Consider the following 17,528-nt stretch of genomic DNA (forward strand, 5'->3'; position numbering starts at 1 on the left):
GGGGTGGTGGGGGCGGCGAGGGCGGTGGTGACGGGGCCGGCGATGGCGCCGCCGGTGAAGGCGAGCCCGGCAGCGGTCAGAGCGGTCTTACGCAGGATGTCGGTACGCATGATGGCAGCACCTTTCGATCGGGGGTACGCGGACGCGCGGGGGAGCGGCGTGCCGCGAGGGGGAAGTCAGAACGGATCGCTCCGGCGGTGGGGGACCTGCTCGGGCGTCCGGGATGTCTCAACGACCCGGGTCGGCCAGTCATTCCGCCGGCCGGTCGGGCCACCGTGGCGCGGGGGAGGCGCCGTGGGTATGCCATGTTCAACGACCCGCACCGGCCCACGATTCCGCCGCTGAGGTGGCGCCGGCCACGGGACGCACCGGACGGCGACGGACATCCAGGCACGGACTCCGACACCGCGAAGCGGACAAAACTCCCACGACTCCGCAGCCCGCCGCAGCCCGCCGCAGCCCGCCGCAGCCCGTTGCAGTCCGCCGCCGTCGGTCGTCGGGTGCAGCATGGGGCGGCGAGCGCGCTGTCGAGCTGATGTCGTAAACGACTCACGCTGCCCCGACGGCACGAACCGCGACTTCTTTCCGCGCCCAATCCCCACGCCTCTCCGGCCCGGGACTGACGGCACCGCTGAATCGTCTACGACATCAGCTCGACAGCGCCCCGAGGAGCGCATCCGTGCCGCCTGTCCGCGTGCCCGCCAGCAACGGGCACCCCGGCAACCGGCGGTACGTGCCCTGCGTGACGCGTCAGGCGAAACCGCCCTGACCCCGAGATCGAGAGGCATCCGCGACGGCGATGGCGACGGCACCCGTGACCGTCACGGCACCCGTGACCGCCACGGTGACCGCGACCGCGACGGCAGCGGCGACCGCCACCGCCCCGTCCCTGCGCCGGGCACGGCGGGCCACACCCCGTCGGTGCCCACTCTCGCGTCCGTCCGCTGGGCTTCTACCGGAGATCTTGGTTAGAAACCGCCCCTCCAGGGGCCATCTCGTACCAAGATCTCCACCGTTGATCCGTTGATCCGTTGATCCGTTGATCCGTTGATCCGTGGACCTGGGTGACCCGTGAACCCGGGTGATCCGGTAACCGGGGTGAGCCAGGTGACCCGGTGACGACCGCGATGGCGGCGGCGACCGCCACCGCGGCGGGGATGGGGGCGTCGGGCGCGGGCGTCAGGCGGACGGGCCTGGCGCGGAGGCCTCCTCGGGGTTGGTTTGGATGGGGGCCGCCGTGCGCGGCCCGGTGGGAGTTGGTTGGTCGGTCTGGGTGGGGATCGTCGTGTGTGGCGCGGTGGGAGTCGGGTGAGCGGCCTGGGTGGGGATCGCCGCCTGCCGCTTGGCGGGAGCTGGCCGCTCGGCGGGCCAGGGGATCTCGGGTGAGCGGTGGAAGGCCATGCCGGCCTCGGCCCAGCGCGGGCCGTGCCCTGCCAGCCGGTCGCGGAACCCGGCCCAGTCGTGCGTCGCGCGGGGCGACCAGCCCAGCTCGGCGATCGCGGGCAGGCGCGGGAAGAGCATGAACTCGACCTCGGCCCGCGAGGTGACCGACTCGGTCCACAGCGGCGCCTCCACGCCCAGCACCGCGTCGGCCGGCACGCCGGCCACGTGGGTGCCGGGATCCCAGTCGTACGCCCGCCGCACGTCGATCAGGCCGGCCCAGTCGTGCCCGATGGGGGTGTCCGGGGCGTACTTCATGTCGAGGTAGGCGTGGTTGCCGGGGGAGAGGACGAGTCGCGCGCCCCGGTGGACGGCGTCCGCCGTGACCGGGTCCTCGCCCTTGGTGCCCCACCACTGGAGCACCCGTCCCTCGGCGTGCGCGACGGGCGCGATCTGGTGCCAGCCCACCACCGTCTTGCCGGTTGCGGCGACGATGCGCTGGGTCCGCTCGACGAAGGCCGCGTACGCGTCGGGACGTACCTTGAACGCCTCGTCGCCCCCGATGTGCAGCCACGGCCCGGCGGTGAGCGCCGCGATCTCGCCCAGCACGTCGGCGACGAACTCGTACGTCCGCTCGTTGGTGGGGTCGACGTAGCTGAAGCCGACCTCGGTGCCGGTGTACGGCGGCGGCGCGGTGCCGTCCGGGGCCAGCTCGCCGTACGCGGTCAGCGCGGCGTTGGTGTGCCCCGGCAGGTCGATCTCCGGCACCACGGTGACGTGCCGCTCGGCGGCGTAGGCGACGATCCGCCGGTAGTCGTCGCGCGTGTAGTGCCCGCCCGGGCCGCCGCCCACCTCGACCGCCCCGCCGACCTCCGCGAGCCGGGGCCAGGAGTCGATCGCGATCCGCCAGCCCTGGTCGTCGGTGAGGTGCAGGTGCAGGTGGTTGAGCTTGTAGCGGGCCAGGTGGTCGATCACCCGCAGCACGTCCGGTACGCCGAAGAAGTGCCGGGCCACGTCGAGCATCGCCCCCCGGTAGGGGAAGCGGGGCCGGTCGGTGATCGAACCGCCGGGCAGCGCCCAGTGCTCGGCTACCGGCACCGGGCTCTCGATGGCGGCGGGCAGGAGCTGCCGCAGCGTCTGCACGCCGTGGAAGAGCCCGGCCGGGGTGGCGGCCTCGATCCGTACGCCGTCGGGCGTCACGTCGAGCCGGTAGCCCTCCGGGCCGAGGTCGGCGGAGGCGGCCAGCGTCAGGGTGATGCCGCCGGCCGGCTCCGGTCGGGTGGCGTCGGTCACCGGCAGCGGGTAGCCGGTGGCCGGCCGGAGCAGGGCGGCCAGCTGACCGGCGACGGCGCGGGCGTCGTCGTCGCCGTTCACCCGGATCGCCGCGTCGGGAGTGAGGACGAAGTCGGCGCCCAGCGCCGGCGCGACCCGCTCCGGGGCGGGCACGACGTCGCCCAGCCGGACCCGGGCCGGCGTGACGGGCAGGTCGTCGGCGGTCCCGGGCGGCGGGGTGAGCAGGTCGTCGGCGGCCCGGGTCGCCGCCCGGGCCAGCTCGGCGGCGGCCGGTTCGTGGATCGGTAGGGCGCGGTGGCCGGGCTCCCGCTCGTCCACCCCGGCGGCGCGGGACGGGTCGAGCGGCTCCGGGGCGGCGGTGGGAACGGCTGGCACGGCGTCGGCTCCGAGGGGTGTATTTGCGGCGGTTATGGCAAAGGTGAGGTTCACCGAAAAGCGTGCGGCCAAGAATACGAGGCGGAGCCGGAAATGCGTGATCGTGCGCGTGGAAGCGTTCCCAAAAACCGGTACGAACGCGGATAGTCGTGATAGCTGTGCCTATTGTCACCGAACGGTCCCGGGCCACGCGAAGTTCGCTTAGCCTTCGCCCACCGGCCGGCTCGGCACCGGGATTGCCGGTGGTCCGTCCCGGGGTATGAGAGCGACTGAACCTTCGTTAAGTGTCGGACCGGCGCGCGTGGGAGGGCTCTGGTGGCAAAGCAGGAGACGGTGGAACACAAGTACGTGTACGCCTTCGCCGAGGGCAACAAGGATCTCAAGGAACTGCTCGGTGGCAAGGGGGCCAACCTGGCCGAGATGACCAATCTCGGCCTGCCGGTCCCACCGGGCTTCACGATCACCACGGAGGCCTGCAAGGCGTATCTCGCCACCAGGGAGGAGCCGGACGGCCTGGCCGACCAGATCGCCGCGCACCTCGCGTCGCTGGAGCAGGCGATGGGCAAGCGCCTCGGTGACCCGGAGGACCCGCTGCTGGTGTCCGTCCGTTCCGGCGCCAAGTTCTCCATGCCCGGCATGATGGAGACCGTCCTCAACGTCGGCCTCAACGACCGCAGCGTCCAGGGGCTCGCGCGACAGGCCAGCGGCGCGCACGCGCAGACCTCCGGCGGCGCGGACCGGTTCGCCTGGGACTCCTACCGCCGCCTGATCCAGATGTTCGGCAAGACGGTGTGCGAGGTGCCGGGCGAGGAGTTCGAGCACGCGCTCGACGACGCCAAGCGGGCCAAGGGCACCCACGACGACCTCGACCTCGACGCCGACGACCTGCGGGGGCTGGTCGACGCGTACAAGAAGATCTTCTTCAAGCACACCGGCCGGGAGTTCCCGCAGGAGCCGCGCGAGCAGCTCGACCTGGCCATCCGCGCGGTCTTCGAGTCGTGGAACGCCGAGCGCGCGGTGCTCTACCGCCGCCAGGAGCGGATCCCGGCCGACCTGGGCACGGCGGTCAACGTGGTGGCGATGGTCTTCGGCAACCTCGGCCCGGACTCCGGCACCGGCGTCGCGTTCACCCGCGACCCCGCCAGCGGCGCCCAGGGCATCTACGGCGACTACCTGGCCAACGCCCAGGGCGAGGACGTGGTCGCGGGCATCCGCAACACCGTGCCGTTGCAGGAGCTGGAGCGGCTGGACAAGAAGTCCTACGACGAACTGCTCGGCATCATGGCCCGGCTGGAGGGTCACTACAGGGACCTCTGCGACATCGAGTTCACCATCGAGCGCGGCAAGCTCTGGATGCTCCAGACGCGCGTCGGCAAGCGCACCGCCGCCGCGGCGTTCGTCATCGCCGGGCAGCTCGTCGACGAGGGCCTGATCGACCTCGACGAGGCGCTGCACCGGGTCAACGGCGCGCAGCTCGCCCAGCTGATGTTCCCCCGGTTCCGGCTCGACCACGAGTTCCAGCCGGTGGCGAAGGGCATCGGGGCGTCGCCGGGCGCGGCGTCGGGCAAGGTGGTCTTCACCTCCGCCCGCGCGGTCGAACTGGCCGCCGAGGGGGAGTCGGTGATCCTGGTCCGGCGCGAGACCAACCCCGACGACCTCAACGGCATGATCGCCGCCCAGGGCATCCTCACCTCGCGCGGCGGCAAGACCAGCCACGCCGCCGTGGTGGCGCGGGGGATGGGCAAGACCTGCGTCTCCGGCGCCGACGAGATCGAGGTCAACGTCCCGCAGCGCCGGTTCGTCGTCGGCGGGCAGACCGTCGTCGAGGGCGACGTCGTCTCCATCGACGGCACCACCGGCAAGGTCTACCTCGGCGAGGTGCCGGTCATGCCGTCGGAGGTGGTGCAGTACTTCGAGGGCAGCCTCGACCCCGAGCACGTCGACAATCCGCTGGTCCGGGCCGTACACCGGATCATGTCGCACGCCGACGCCAGGCGGCGGCTGGCCGTCCGCACGAACGCCGACACCGGCGCGGACGCCGCCCGGGCCCGGCGCTTCGGCGCGGAGGGCATCGGGCTGTGCCGCACCGAGCACATGTTCCTCGGCGACCGGCGCGAGCTGGTCGAGCGGCTGATCCTGGCCCGCGACAACACCGAGCGCGAGGCCGCGCTGGCGGCGCTGCTCCCGTTGCAGCGGGCCGACTTCGAGGAGATCTTCCGGGAGATGGACGGGATGCCCGTCACCGTCCGGCTGATCGACCCGCCGCTGCACGAGTTCCTGCCCCCGCTGGAGCAGCTCGCGGTCAACGTGGCGGTCGCCCAGGAGCGCGGCGAGGACGTGGCGCAGGAGGAGGCGCTGCTCGCCGCCGTCCGGCGGATGCACGAGGAGAACCCGATGCTGGGCCTGCGTGGCGTCCGCCTCGGCCTGGTCATCCCCGGTCTGTTCGCCATGCAGGTCCGGGCGATCGCGGAGGCCGCGGTCACCGTCACCCGCAGCGGCGCGGTGGCCAGGCCGGAGATCATGGTCCCCCTGGTCGGCGCGGTGCAGGAGCTGGAGACGGTCCGCGCCGAGGCCGAGAAGATCATCGCCGAGGTGGTCGGGGACAGCGGCGTCGAGGTGCTGATCGGCACGATGATCGAGGTGCCCCGGGCGGCGCTGACCGCCGGCCAGATCGCCGAGGCGGCGCAGTTCTTCTCCTTCGGCACCAACGACCTGACCCAGATGGGCTGGGGGTTCTCCCGCGACGACGTCGAGGGCGCGTTCTTCTGGCGCTACCTGGAGCTGGGCATCTTCGGCATCTCGCCGTTCGAGTCGATCGACCGCGACGGCGTGGGCCGGCTGGTGCGCATCGCCGCGGAGGAGGGCCGGGCGGCCCGGCCGGAGCTGAAGCTCGGCGTCTGCGGCGAGCACGGGGGCGACCCGGAGTCGGTGCACTTCTTCCACGAGGTCGGCCTGGACTACGTGTCCTGCTCCCCCTTCCGGGTGCCCGTCGCCCGGCTGGAGGCCGGCCGCGCGGCGGTGGAGACGGACGGCTCCGACAGCCGCTGACGCGCGAGGACGACAGGCCGGCGGCGGACCCGGGGGAGCGGGTCCGCCGCCGCTGCCGTGCGGGCGGCCCGTGCCGGCGCGACCGCACCGTGGGTCGGGAGTCGGTCGCGGACCGACTCCCGGGGGTTGCTCAGACCGGCGGGCGGCGCCAGGCGTGGGGGGTGACGCGCCGGGGCAGCCTGCCGCCCGAGGTGCGGGCCGCGAGCCGGGCGTGTGCCTCGGGCACCGTCGCCGCCCCGATCAGGCGGCTGGTGTCCAGCACCGAGCCGGTGCGCCGGGCCACCGCCCGCGCGTCGGCGTGCAGCTCGTCCAGGTCGGCGCTGGCGTCGGCGACCAGCGTCAACAGGGCGTTGCGCCCGGCGGGATAGGTGACGACGGCGCCGGTCGAGGTGCGGACCACCGATTCCCGGAACTCGCCGTGCCGCACGGTGTCGGCCACCCGGTGACCGAGGCCGAAGCTCGCCGCCGCGAGCGCCGCCAGGTGGGTGGCGTCCGTCGTCGGCAGGTCGCTGGAGATCAGCAGGCCGTCGGTCCCGGCCAGCACCGTGCCCGCCACCTCCGGGCGGCGCCGGCGCAGCTCCGACAGTTCCGTTCCCATCATCGTGTCCGCGTTCACGGGCGTCTCCCCACCGTCGGGCCCTCAGTCTGGTCACGTTCCGCGCTGGGAACGCTACCGGCGGCCATGCCGGACCGCGATCCCGTAACCGACGGCGATCGGTCGACAACTCTCGACTGTTCGGAGGTTGCGTAGCCGTCGGGCGCGCGCCGGCGGCGCGCCGTTCGCGGCGCGCGGGCGTAACCTGATCGACATGAGCAGCGCCTGGGAGAGCCTGACCGTCGACGCCCGGGACCCCGCCCGGCTCGCCCGCTGGTGGGCCGAGGCGCTGGGCTACCAGGTGGTCACCGAGCAGCCGGACGAGGTGGAGATCCGCCGGTCCGCCGACCGGCTGCCGGGCATCGTCTTCGTGCCGGTGACCGACGACAAGACGACCAAGAACCGGCTGCACATCGACCTGCGTCCCGACGACCAGGAGGCCGAGGTCGAGCGGCTGGTCGACATGGGGGCCCGGCACGTCGACGTGGGGCAGGGCGACGGCGGGTGGACCGTGCTGGCCGATCCGGAGGGCAACGAGTTCTGCGTGCTGCGGCAGCGTGAGGACTGAGCCTCCCGGGCCGGACGATCCGAACGTCGCCCGCTGGGTCGCCGAGCCGCCGAAGGACACCGGTCACGGGCGGTCGGCGTACGAGCGGGACCGCGCCCGGGTGCTGCACTCGGCGGCGTTCCGGCGGCTGGCCGCGAAGACCCAGGTGCACACGGCCGGCACCGACGACTTCCTGCGTACCCGGCTGACCCACTCGCTGGAGGTCGCGCAGATCGCCCGCGAGATGGGGGCCCGGCTGGGCTGCGACCCGGACGTGGTCGACACCGCGGGGCTCGCCCACGATCTCGGTCACCCGCCGTTCGGGCACAACGGCGAGGACGCGCTGGACGACCTCGCGGCCGGGTGCGGCGGCTTCGAGGGCAACGCGCAGACGCTGCGGGTGCTGACCCGCCTGGAGGCCAAGGTGGTGGCCCCGGACGGGCGGTCCGCCGGCCTCAACCTGACCCGGGCATCGCTCGACGCGGTCAGCAAGTACCCGTGGCCCCGCCGCCAAGAGCAGCGCAAGTTCGGGGTGTACGACGACGACCTCCCGCTCTTCGCCTGGCTGCGTACGGGCGGCCCGGGTGACGACCGGCGCTGCCTGGAGGCGCAGGTGATGGACTGGGCCGACGACGTCGCGTACTCGGTGCACGACGTCGAGGACGGCATCCACGGCGGGTACGTGGCGCTGCGCACGCTGCTGCGCGACCCCGACGAGCGGGCCGCGCTCTGCGCCGACGTCGCCGCCACCTACTCGGGCGAGTCCCCGGCCGACCTCGGCGACGTGCTGCTGGAGCTGCTCGGCGACCCGGTGCTCGCCCCGCTGGCCGGTTACGACGGCAGCCACCGCGCGCAGGCGGCGCTGAAGGCCACCACCAGCGTGCTGACCGGCCGCTTCGTCTCGACGGTGGTGGCGGCCACGCAGGAGCGGTACGGCCACGGCCCGCACCGCCGCTACGCCGCCGACCTGGTGGTGCCCCGGCGGATCGGGGCGCAGTGCGCGCTGCTCAAGGGCATCGCCCTGCGGTACGTGATGCGTCGCCCCGGCGCGGGGGACCGCTACCGGCGGCAGCGGGAGGTGCTGGCCGAGTTGGTGCACGCCCTGGCCGACCGGGCGCCGGACGGGCTGGATCCCGTCTTCGCCCCGCTCTGGTCGGCCGCGCCGGACGACGCGGCCCGGCTCCGGGTGGTGGTCGACCAGGTGGCCTCGCTGACCGACCCGGCGGCTGTCGCCTGGCACGCGCGGGTGGTGCGCGGTGGGCGCGGGCACCCGCCGGCGGGAGATCAGGGATGGGCAGGCGCGCGAACTTAGGCTAGCCTAACCGGCATGACGGAGCGCCCCATCAAGGTCACCACCGCCCGGGTACTGCGCACCGAGCGGCCCACCCCCCACGTCGTCCGGCTGGTGCTCGGGGGTGAGGAGCTGACCGGCCTGCCGGTGGGCGAGTTCACCGACCACTACATCAAGATCGTCTTCCCGGCGCCGGGGACGCGGTACCCGATCCCGGCGGATCTCAACGCGCTCCGCCGCGACCTGCCCCGGGAGCAGTGGCCCCGGCTGCGCGCGTACACCGTGCGGGCCTGGGACGCGTCGGCCGGCGAGCTGACCGTCGACATCGTGCACCACGGTGACGTGGGGCTGGGCGGGCCGTGGGCGGCCGCGCTGCGCCCCGGCGACCCGGTGCCCTTCGTCGGCCCCGGCGGGGAGTACGCCCCCAGCCCCGACGCCGACTGGCACCTGCTGGTGGGCGACGAGAGCGCGCTGCCGGCCATCGCCGCCGCCCTGGAGCGGCTGCCCGCCGGCGCCCCGGCCACCGTCTTCGTCGAGGTCGCCGACCCGACCGAGGAGCAGCCGCTGGCCAGCCCGGGCGCGGTGCGCCTGACCTGGCTGCACCGGGGCGACCGCCCGGTCGGGGAGGCCCTGGTCGCGGCCGTCCGCGCCCTGGAGTTCCCGCCCGGGGACGTGCAGGCCTTCGTGCACGGCGAGGCCACCTTCGTCAAGGAGCTGCGGCGCCTGCTCCGCGTCGAGCACGCCGTTCCCCGCGAGCGGCTCTCCATCTCCGGCTACTGGCGCCGGGGCATGGACGACGAGGGTTGGCGGGCCAGCAAGTCCGACTGGAAGCGGCAGGTGGAGGCCGAGGAGGCCGCCGCCGTCCCCGCCTGACCAACCACTGCCGGGCAGGTTCGCCCGATATCGCCGTGTGCCGCCTCCCTGCCCAGCAGGATGGGCAGGGGGTGGCCATGAGCGGGCAGGTACGGGACCGGGCGCAGGCCGTGGGCCGGATCGACCGGACGGTGTTGGCGCTCAGCGTCGGCGGCGTACTGGCCGTGGTGACGTGGGGCGTGCTGGCCCGGGGCTCCCTGGCCGGCTTCGGCGAGTCGGGCCTGGCCTGGGTCATCGACACCTTCGGCTGGTTCTTCGTGGTGGCCGCCGACGCCTTCCTGGTGCTCTCGGTGATCATCGCGACGACGAGGTTCGGCCGGATCCGGCTCGGTGCCGACGACGACGAACCGGAGTTCAGCACGCTGGCCTGGGTGGCCATGATGTTCAGCGCCGGGATGGGGATCGGCCTGGTCTTCTTCGCCGTCGCCGAGCCCATCCAGCACTACGCCATGCCTCCGCCGGCCACCGGCGTCGCACCGCAGACCGGCGCGGCCGGTGCCACGGCGATGCAGTACACCCTCTTCCACTGGACGCTGCACCCCTGGGGGATCTACGCCGTCGTCGCGCTCGCGCTGGCGTACTCGACCTTCCGCAGGGGCCGGGAGAACCGGATCTCGGCGGCCTTCCACCCCCTGCTCGGGGACCGTGCCGACGGCGCGGCCGGGCGGGCGATCGACCTGCTGGCCGTCTTCGCCACCGTGTTCGGCTCGGCGACGAGCCTCGGCCTCGGCGCGCTCCAGGTCGCCGCCGGTCTCGACCTGGTGGCGGGTGTTCCGGACACGACCGCGGTGGAACTGGTGGTGATCGGCGCGCTCACCCTGGCGTTCGTCATCTCCGCCTTCTCCGGGCTGCACCGGGGCATCAAGTGGCTCTCCACCACCAACGTGCTGCTGGCGGTGCTGCTGATGCTCTTCGTCTTCGTGGTCGGGCCGACCATCTACACGCTGGAGGTCCTGCCGGCCGCAGTGGGCGACTATCTCAGCAACCTGGTCTTCATGTCGACCCGCACGGGCGCCTTCTCCGATCCGTCGTGGCTCGGCTCCTGGACGATCTTCTACTGGGCGTGGTGGATCTCCTGGGCGCCCTTCGTGGGCACCTTCATCGCCCGCATCTCCCGAGGCCGTACGGTCCGGCAGTTCGTCGTCGGGGTGCTGCTGGTGCCGAGCGGAGCCAGCGCGGTCTGGTTCGCGGTGATGGGCGGGAGCGGGCTGCGGGCGCAGGCCACCGGCGCCCGGGACCTGGTCGCCGACGTCGGGGCGGGCACCGAGCAGGCCCTCTTCGGCCTGCTGGGGGCACTGCCGCTGGCGACGCTGACCAGCGTGCTGGCCATGGTGCTGATCGCCCTCTACTTCGTCACCAGCGCCGACTCGGCGTCGCTGGTGCTCGGCTCGCTGACCTCCCGGGGCGCGCTGCGCCCGCACCGCGCGCTGGTGGTGGTCTGGGGCGTGCTGATCGGCGCGGTCGCCGCCGTACTGCTGCTGGTGGGCGGGCTGGACGCGCTGCAACAGGCGACCATCCTCGTCGCCCTGCCCTTCGTCGTGGTGATGCTCGGCCTGGCCGTCGCGCTGGTCCGGGACATGGCCCGGGACCCGGCGGTCAACCCGCCGCCGCGGGTCCGCCGCTCCGGCCTGGCCGCCGCCGTCCGGGCCGCCCGGTCGTACGACGAGGAGGACCCGCCGCCGGTGCGGCGCTACCTGCGGCGCCCGCGCTGACCCGGCGTGGCACCGCGCCGGGTGGCCGTGACCCGGCCGGGCGGGGGCGGCCGTCGCGGGCGCGGGCGCCGAGGTGACGGCGGTGGTCGCCACACGCGGCGTCCCCCGGCGGCGCGGCGTCGGTGCGGCAGGGCAGGATGTACGCCGAGGGGGTGGCGGACATGGCTGGGCGGATCCGGGACGAGGACATCGCGCTGGTCCGGGAACGCAGCTCGATCGCCGACGTCATCTCCGAGACGGTGACCCTGAGGTCGGCCGGCAGCGGCAACCTCAAGGGGCTGTGCCCGTTCCACGACGAGAAGAGCCCGTCGTTCAACGTCTCGCCCGCCCGCAACGTCTGGTACTGCTTCGGCTGCGGCGCCGGCGGCGACGCGATCAAGTTCCTGATGGACGCCGAGCACCTCAGCTTCGTCGAGTCGGTCGAGCGGCTCGCCGACCGCGCCGGCCTCCAGCTGCGCTACGTCGAGAACGACTCGGCCGCGCCGCGCCCGCGCCCGCAGCAGGGGCAGCGGCAGCGCCTCGTCGCCGCGCACGCCGCCGCCGTCGAGTTCTACCGCGGCCAGCTCACCACCGCCGGCGCGCGTCCCGCCCGGGAGTTCCTGGCCCGGCGCGGCTTCGACCGGGCCGCCGCCGAGCGCTACGGCTGCGGCTTCGCACCCGACGCCTGGGACCTGCTCACCAAGCACCTGCGCCAGCAGGGCTTCAGCCACGACGAGCTGGTCACCGCCGGGCTGTCCCGCCCGTCGCGTTCCGGCACGCTGATCGACCGGTTCCGCCGCCGGCTGATGTGGCCGATCCGCGACCTGACCGGCGACGTGATCGGCTTCGGCGCCCGCAAGCTCTTCGACGACGACGACGGCCCGAAGTACCTGAACACCCCCGAGACGCCGATCTACAAGAAGTCGCACGTCCTCTACGGGATCGACCAGGCCAAGCGGGAGATCGCCAAACAGGGCAAGGTGGTCGTGGTCGAGGGCTACACCGACGTGATGGCCTGCCACCTGGCCGGGGTCCCGACGGCCGTGGCGACCTGCGGCACGGCGTTCGGCGGGGACCACATCGGGGTGCTGCGCCGGCTGCTGATGGACACCGACGACGTGGCCGGCGAGATCATCTTCACCTTCGACGGAGACGCCGCCGGCCAGAAGGCCGCCCTGCGTGCCTTCGAGGACGACCAGCGCTTCGTCGGGCGTACGTTCATCGCGGTCAGCCCCGACAACATGGACCCCTGCGACCTGCGCCTGGCCAAGGGCGACCTGGCCGTCCGCGACCTGGTCGCCCGCCGCGAGCCGCTTGTCGACTTCGCGCTGCGGCACGTGATCAACCGCTTCGACCTCGACACCGTCGACGGCCGGGTCGAGGCGATGCGCCGGGCCGCGCCGCTGGTCGCCAAGCTCAAGGACCGGGAGAAGCGCCCGGAGTACGTGCGCAAGCTCGCCGGCGACCTCGGCATGGAGATCGAGCCGGTGCAGCGGGCCGTGCTCGCCGCCGCCTCGGCCGCACCCGGCCGGGACGCCCCGCCCGCGCCCCGGCCCGCCCCGGCGGAGCCGATCGTCGACAACCCGCAGTCGATGGTCGAGCGGGAGGCGCTGAAGCTCGCCCTCCAGGAGCCGGTGCTGGCCGGGCCGATGTTCGACGCGGTCGAGGCGTCGGAGTACCGGCACCCCGTGCACGTGGCGGTGCGGGCGGCCGTCGCGGCGGTCGGCGGGATCGCCACGGCCACCGGCGGCGCGGTCTGGATCGAGTCGGTCCGCGACGCCTGCGAGGACCTGGCCGCCCGGGCGCTCGTCGGCGAACTGGCGGTGGAGCCGCTGCGCATCGACGGCGAGCCCGACCCGCGCTACGTCTCGGTCACCATGGCCCGGTTGCAGTTTGGCTCGGTGACCAGCCGGATCAGGGATCTCAAGTCCCGGATCCAGCGGATCAACCCGGTCAACAACAAGGACGAGTACTTCGCCGCCTTCGGGGAGCTGCTGTCGCTGGAACAGCACGCCCGGGCGTTGCGCGAGCAGGCCGCGGGAGGGCTGTAGATGGGACTGTTCCGCCGCAAGCCGAAGCTGCCCGCGGCCCAGCGGCCGCCGCTCGCCGCCGAGGAGCGGGTGCTCGCCTGGGCCGCCGTCGGCGACGGCCAGGGCGACGGGGTCGTCGTGGCCAGCAACCTCGGCCTCTGGCTGCCCGGCCGGGCGGAGAGGCTGGGCTGGCACGACATCCTCAAGGCGGTCTGGTCCGGCCGGCAGCTCACGGTGACCCCGGCCGAGTTGTCCGCCGAGCGCGACGGTTACCTGGTGGTGGCCGACGGCCCAACCGAGAGCCACCTGCTGCTCGACCCGGGTGAGCTGCCGCACCAGGTGCGGGAGCGGGTCACCCGGTCGGTGGCGTACACGCAGCACCGCCCGGTGCCCGGCGGCGCCGGCCGGGTCGCGGCGCGCCGGGTGCCGGGGGTGGACGGCCTCACGTGGACGGTCCGTCTCGACCCCGGCACCCCGGCCGACGACCCCGAGGTGCTCGCCGAGACCGACCGCCTCGTGGCGGAGGCCCGCGCCGCCACCGCCCCGGCGGACGTCTGACCGGCGCGGGTCACCCGCGCTGGTAGAACCGCGCGGCCCCGGGGTGCAGCGGGATCGGGTCGGTGCCCGAGGCGCTCTGCTGGGTGAAGTTGCCGGCCTCGGGGTGCACCTTCACCAGGTCGGCCTGGTAGGCGAAGAGCAGCCGGGTCAGGTCGTACGCCAGCTGGTCGGGCATGTCGGCGCTGACCAGGATGACGTTCGCCACCGTGACCGTCGGCGTGCCGCTCCTCGTCTTGTAGGCCTCCTTCGGCAGCTCCGCCGTGGTGTAGACCGAGCCGTGGCGCGCGGTGAGCGGCTCCATCAGGTCGACGATCGGCAGCAGCGCGTACCTGCCGGGCGCGCTGGCCAGCAGGTCGGCGATGCCCGGCGTGGGCAGGCCGCCGGAGAAGAACATCGCGTCGAGCGTGCCGGCCCGCATCCGCTTCACGGTCTCCGGCAGGGAGAGCGTGGCCCGGACGACGTCCCGGTCCGGGTCTAGGCCGGCGGCGGTCAGCAGACGCCCGGCGATGATGTCCGTGCCGGACCTCGGCGAGCCGGTGGAGACCCGCTTCCCGCGCAGGCCCGACAGCTTGGTGACCTTCGCGTCGGCGCGGACGATGACGTGGGTGTAGTTGCTGTAGACCCGGGCCAACGCCCGCACCGGCTGCGGCTGGCCCTCGAAGGCCCCGCGCCCCGCGACGGCGTCGGCCGCCGTGTCGGCGAGGCTGAAGGCGATCTCCATGTCGCCGCTGGCCAGCCGGTTGACGTTCTCCACCGACGCGCCGGTCGGCTCGGCCCGTGCCTCGTAGCCGGGCAGGTGCCGGCTGATCACGTCCGCGTAGCCGCCGCCGAGCTGGTAGTAGACGCCTGTGGTGTTGCCGGTGGCGAGGAAGATCCGGCCACCGTGCCAGGGTTGCGGCCCGGCCTCGGCCGCGCCGCAACCGGTGGCGAGCACGGCCGCCAGCAGGGCCGCCAGCAACCGGGAGGACCGTCCGATCACGCCCGGACCGCCGGCTCCAGGGCCTCCGCCACCCGCTGGACCAGCATGGCGGTCTCGTAGCCGATCTGGCCGAGGTCGCAGCCGGGCGCGGCGAGCACCCCGACGAGCGCGCGCTCGCCGACCGCCATCACCAGCATCACCCCGCCGTCCATGTCGACGATCTGCTGGCGTACGCGGCCGGCCGACATCAGCCGGGCGGCACCGACGGTCAGGCTGGCCAGGCCGCTGATCACGGCGGAGAGCTGGTCCACCTGGTCGGGCGCGAGGTGGGGCGAGGCCGCCAGCCGCAGCCCGTCGCCGGAGACCGCGAGGGCGTGCGACACGTCCGGCACCTGTTCGGCGAAGTTGGCCAGGAGCCAGTCCAGGCCGGCGCTCTCGGATGGGGTCATGGGATTCTCCTGGGGGGTGTCGTCTGGGTACGTCGGGTCGCCGCGGCCACTCCCTCGGCGAGCGAGGACAGCCGGGACCGCACGACCTCGGGGTCGAGCAGGTCGCCCGCCGGCCGCGCCGTCGGGGCCTCGTGCAGCGCGGCCGGCAGTTGGCCGCCCCGGGTGCGGCGCGGCAGCCCGGCCCCGGTGAGCGGAGGCGGTGCGGGCGGGGCCGACGCGGGACGGGACGGCGGCATCGCGGCGCCGCCACCCGACCCGGTCGGGCGCGCGCCGAGCACCGGGAGCGTGATCGTCGGCGCGTGGTGGACGCTGGTCAGGTCCGGCAGGGTGGCGGGACCACCGGCCCCGGTCCGGGGCCGGAACCAGGCGGTCTGGGCGGGAACGACCGGCGCGTGCGTACGCACGGGCGGCGGCGCCTGCGCGGGCACCGTCCGGACGGGCCCCGCAGGTGCGCGCACCTGCGGGGCGGCCTGCGCGGGAGCGCGTCCCTCCGGGGCGGAGCGCGGGGCGACGTCCTCGACGCGGGTCAGCGCCGACTCGGGGATCTCCACCTGCGCGACGGTGCCCGCGCCGCTGTTGTGCAGCTGCACCCGCACCCCGTGCCGGGCCGCCAGGTGGGCCACCACGTGCAGGCCCATGCTGCCGGCGGAGGCGCTGGAGAGCATCGCGGGGGCGAGCAGCCGCTCGTTGATCGAGGCGAGGCGGCTGTCGCTGATGCCGATGCCCTGGTCGTGTACGCGCAACGTGAGGCCGTCGATCGTGCGCCGGCCGTCGACGTGCACCGGGGAGTTCGGCGGGGAGTAGACGGTGGCGTTCTCCAGCAGCTCGGCGAGGAGGTGGACCAGGTTGCCCACGGCGGCCCCGTGCACCGCGGCGGTCGGCACGTCGACCTCCACCCGCGGGTAGTCCTCGATCTCCGAGGCGGCCGCCCGCACCACGTCGGCGAGGAGGTGGGCGCCGTCGTGCGTACGGCCGGGCTCCCCGCCGGCGAGGACGAGGAGGTTCTCGCCGTTGCGCCGCATGCGGGCGGCGAGGTGGTCCAGCGCGAAGAGCCGGGCCAGCGCGTCCGGGTCGGTCTCCTCGCGTTCGAACTCGTCGAGCAGCCGCAGCTGGCGGGTGATCAGGGTACGGATGCGCCGGGCCAGGGCCTCGGCCATCCGGGTCACGTCCATCCGCACCTCGGCCTGTTCACCGGCCAGACGCAGGGCGGCCCGGTTCACCGTGTCGAAGGCCTGGGCGACCTGCGCGATCTCGTCCCGGCCCTGCCCGATGCCGGCGGTCAGCCGGGTGGCCGCGCCGTCGGTCGGCGCGCCGTCACCGGAGGCGATGGCGGTGATCCGCTCCGGCAGCTCGCGGTGCGCCATGGCGAGCGCCGCGACCCGCAGCCGGCGCAGGCGACGGCTGGTGCGGACGGCGAGCAGCACGGCGGCGGTCAACGACGCCAGCGCGACGGCGGTGGTCGCGCCTCCGGTGACCAGGGCCCGCCGCTGGGCGTCGCGGGCCAGCCCGGCGGCCTTGCGGTCGAGCTCCTCGGAGAGTTCCCGGCCGAGCAGGTTGTACCGCCGGATGGCCCCGCTCTGGGCCACGTACCAGGCGTCGCCGTCGGTCCTCAGCCCGGCGGGCTCGGACTCCACGTTGAGCGCGCTGTCGCGCATCCGGCGGGCGGTGGAGACGTCGGTCCCGGCCACCAGCCGGGTGTACGCGTCCGCCGCCGGCCGGCCGGCGATCCGGGAGAACTCGGCCTGACGCTGCTCCTGCGCGCCCCGCAACTGGCCGAGGCGGACCAGTTCCCCGTTCACCAGCGTGCCCCGCACGAAGACGGCGCGGAGCAGGTCGCGTTCCACGGCGGCGAGGTGTTCCTGGGCGGCCACGGCCGCCACCTCCCGGGCCCCGTTGGCCAGCTCGCGGTCGCGCAGCTGGGCCGGCAGCGCGTCGGCGACGGCGAGCAGCGACTCGACAAGCGAGAGGTAGGCCGGGTCGGCGGTGGTGCCGCCCAGCGCGGACCCGCGGGCCGGTTCGAGCTGGCCGAGCTGCGCGTCCGCGCCGTCGAGCACCTGGCGCAGGTCGGGGGCGGCGCGGCGGGCGTCCCGGCTGGCGCCGCGGTAGCGCTCGACGGACGCGTCGACCCGTCGTCGCTGCGCGTCGACGAGGGGCCGTCCGCTGCTGCCGCCCCGCTGGCGCAGGGCCGCCGTCTCGCCGAGTTCCCGTTCCAGCTCGTGCACCAGGCGCACGGTGGCCGTCGCGGTGCCGGCCAGCACCCGGGCGCGGTCCGCGTCGTCGGAGGCGTCCAGGGCGGTGGCGGTCTGGGCCGCCCCCAGCACCACCAGGCCGACCGTGGCCACCAGGATGGGCGCGAGCAGCTGGGTGCGTACCGACCACAGCCGGTCGGTGTGGTCGGCGGGCCGGTGGTGCCGGCGTACGCGGCCGGGGGTGGGGAGCGACACTCGGGCCCTCCGGGCTCAGGGTCGGGGGCGCCGGG

Annotated in this window: 11 protein-coding genes and 1 pseudogene; 7 read left to right on the forward strand and 5 right to left on the reverse strand. The window is 74.3% G+C overall.

Going from position 1 to position 17,528, the window contains the following annotated elements:
* Positions 1 to 1,284 precede the first annotated feature (1,284 nt).
* Positions 1,285 to 2,991: pseudogene (locus ABZ573_RS06155) on the reverse strand (beta-N-acetylhexosaminidase); the annotation flags it as partial.
* A gap of 372 nt (positions 2,992 to 3,363) precedes the next feature.
* Here ABZ573_RS06155 and ppdK point away from each other — a divergent pair.
* Entirely contained in the window at positions 3,364 to 6,096 is a 2,733-nt protein-coding gene (gene ppdK, locus ABZ573_RS06160) for a pyruvate, phosphate dikinase (protein ID WP_358116188.1), read from the forward strand.
* A gap of 130 nt (positions 6,097 to 6,226) precedes the next feature.
* Here ppdK and ABZ573_RS06165 read toward each other — a convergent pair whose 3' ends face one another.
* Positions 6,227 to 6,712: a roadblock/LC7 domain-containing protein gene (locus ABZ573_RS06165; protein WP_151456293.1), complete on the reverse strand. Its 486-nt coding sequence runs from the start codon at positions 6,710 to 6,712 to the stop codon at positions 6,227 to 6,229.
* Between the two features lie 193 nt (positions 6,713 to 6,905).
* Here ABZ573_RS06165 and ABZ573_RS06170 point away from each other — a divergent pair, with 193 nt between their 5' ends.
* The 6 genes from ABZ573_RS06170 to ABZ573_RS06195 all read left to right on the forward strand — a co-directional run bounded on the left by ABZ573_RS06170 (position 6,906) and on the right by ABZ573_RS06195 (position 13,681).
* Positions 6,906 to 7,259: a VOC family protein gene (locus tag ABZ573_RS06170; protein WP_327029308.1), complete on the forward strand. Its 354-nt coding sequence runs from the start codon at positions 6,906 to 6,908 to the stop codon at positions 7,257 to 7,259.
* Positions 7,249 to 8,550 carry a deoxyguanosinetriphosphate triphosphohydrolase gene (locus ABZ573_RS06175; RefSeq protein WP_151456295.1) on the forward strand — a complete coding sequence of 434 codons (1,302 nt, stop codon included), beginning with the start codon at positions 7,249 to 7,251 and terminating at the stop codon, positions 8,548 to 8,550. The genes ABZ573_RS06170 and ABZ573_RS06175 overlap by 11 nt, the downstream gene beginning before the upstream one ends.
* 15 nt (positions 8,551 to 8,565) lie before the next feature.
* A complete protein-coding gene (locus tag ABZ573_RS06180) occupies positions 8,566 to 9,402 on the forward strand; it encodes a siderophore-interacting protein (RefSeq protein WP_358116193.1) in 837 nt (278 codons plus the stop codon).
* A 77-nt stretch (positions 9,403 to 9,479) separates the two neighbouring features.
* Complete coding sequence (locus ABZ573_RS06185; RefSeq protein ID WP_358116196.1) at positions 9,480 to 11,114, forward strand: BCCT family transporter; 1,635 nt, start codon at positions 9,480 to 9,482, stop codon at positions 11,112 to 11,114.
* 137 nt (positions 11,115 to 11,251) lie between these two features.
* A complete protein-coding gene (dnaG, locus tag ABZ573_RS06190; protein WP_358116732.1) occupies positions 11,252 to 13,144 on the forward strand; it encodes a DNA primase in 1,893 nt (630 codons plus the stop codon).
* Entirely contained in the window at positions 13,145 to 13,681 is a 537-nt protein-coding gene (locus ABZ573_RS06195; protein ID WP_358116199.1) for a hypothetical protein, read from the forward strand. It abuts the gene before it with no gap.
* 10 nt (positions 13,682 to 13,691) lie between these two features.
* Here ABZ573_RS06195 and ABZ573_RS06200 read toward each other — a convergent pair whose 3' ends face one another.
* From ABZ573_RS06200 to ABZ573_RS06210, 3 genes are read right to left on the reverse strand one after another with little or no spacing between them, the layout of a single operon-like run.
* Entirely contained in the window at positions 13,692 to 14,660 is a 969-nt protein-coding gene (locus ABZ573_RS06200; RefSeq protein ID WP_358116203.1) for a TAXI family TRAP transporter solute-binding subunit, read from the reverse strand.
* Positions 14,657 to 15,049, reverse strand: coding sequence for a roadblock/LC7 domain-containing protein (locus tag ABZ573_RS06205; protein ID WP_088998933.1), 393 nt, complete (start codon positions 15,047 to 15,049; stop codon positions 14,657 to 14,659). The genes ABZ573_RS06200 and ABZ573_RS06205 overlap by 4 nt, the downstream gene beginning before the upstream one ends.
* A complete protein-coding gene (locus ABZ573_RS06210; RefSeq protein ID WP_358116206.1) occupies positions 15,046 to 17,493 on the reverse strand; it encodes a sensor histidine kinase in 2,448 nt (815 codons plus the stop codon). The genes ABZ573_RS06205 and ABZ573_RS06210 overlap by 4 nt, the downstream gene beginning before the upstream one ends.
* Positions 17,494 to 17,528: the final 35 nt, after the last annotated feature.

This window comes from Micromonospora sp. NPDC007220, assembly GCF_040634035.1.
GTDB lineage: Bacteria > Actinomycetota > Actinomycetes > Mycobacteriales > Micromonosporaceae > Micromonospora > Micromonospora reichwaldensis.

Coding starts and splice junctions, on each gene's coding strand:
- dnaG (WP_358116732.1), top strand. CDS start 11,252: ATGTACGCCGAGGGGGTGGCGGACATGGCTGGGCGGATCCGGGACGAG.
- ABZ573_RS06170 (WP_327029308.1), top strand. CDS start 6,906: ATGAGCAGCGCCTGGGAGAGCCTGACCGTCGACGCCCGGGACCCCGCC.
- ABZ573_RS06195 (WP_358116199.1), top strand. CDS start 13,145: ATGGGACTGTTCCGCCGCAAGCCGAAGCTGCCCGCGGCCCAGCGGCCG.
- ABZ573_RS06205 (WP_088998933.1), bottom strand. CDS start 15,049: ATGACCCCATCCGAGAGCGCCGGCCTGGACTGGCTCCTGGCCAACTTC.
- ABZ573_RS06180 (WP_358116193.1), top strand. CDS start 8,566: ATGACGGAGCGCCCCATCAAGGTCACCACCGCCCGGGTACTGCGCACC.
- ABZ573_RS06185 (WP_358116196.1), top strand. CDS start 9,480: ATGAGCGGGCAGGTACGGGACCGGGCGCAGGCCGTGGGCCGGATCGAC.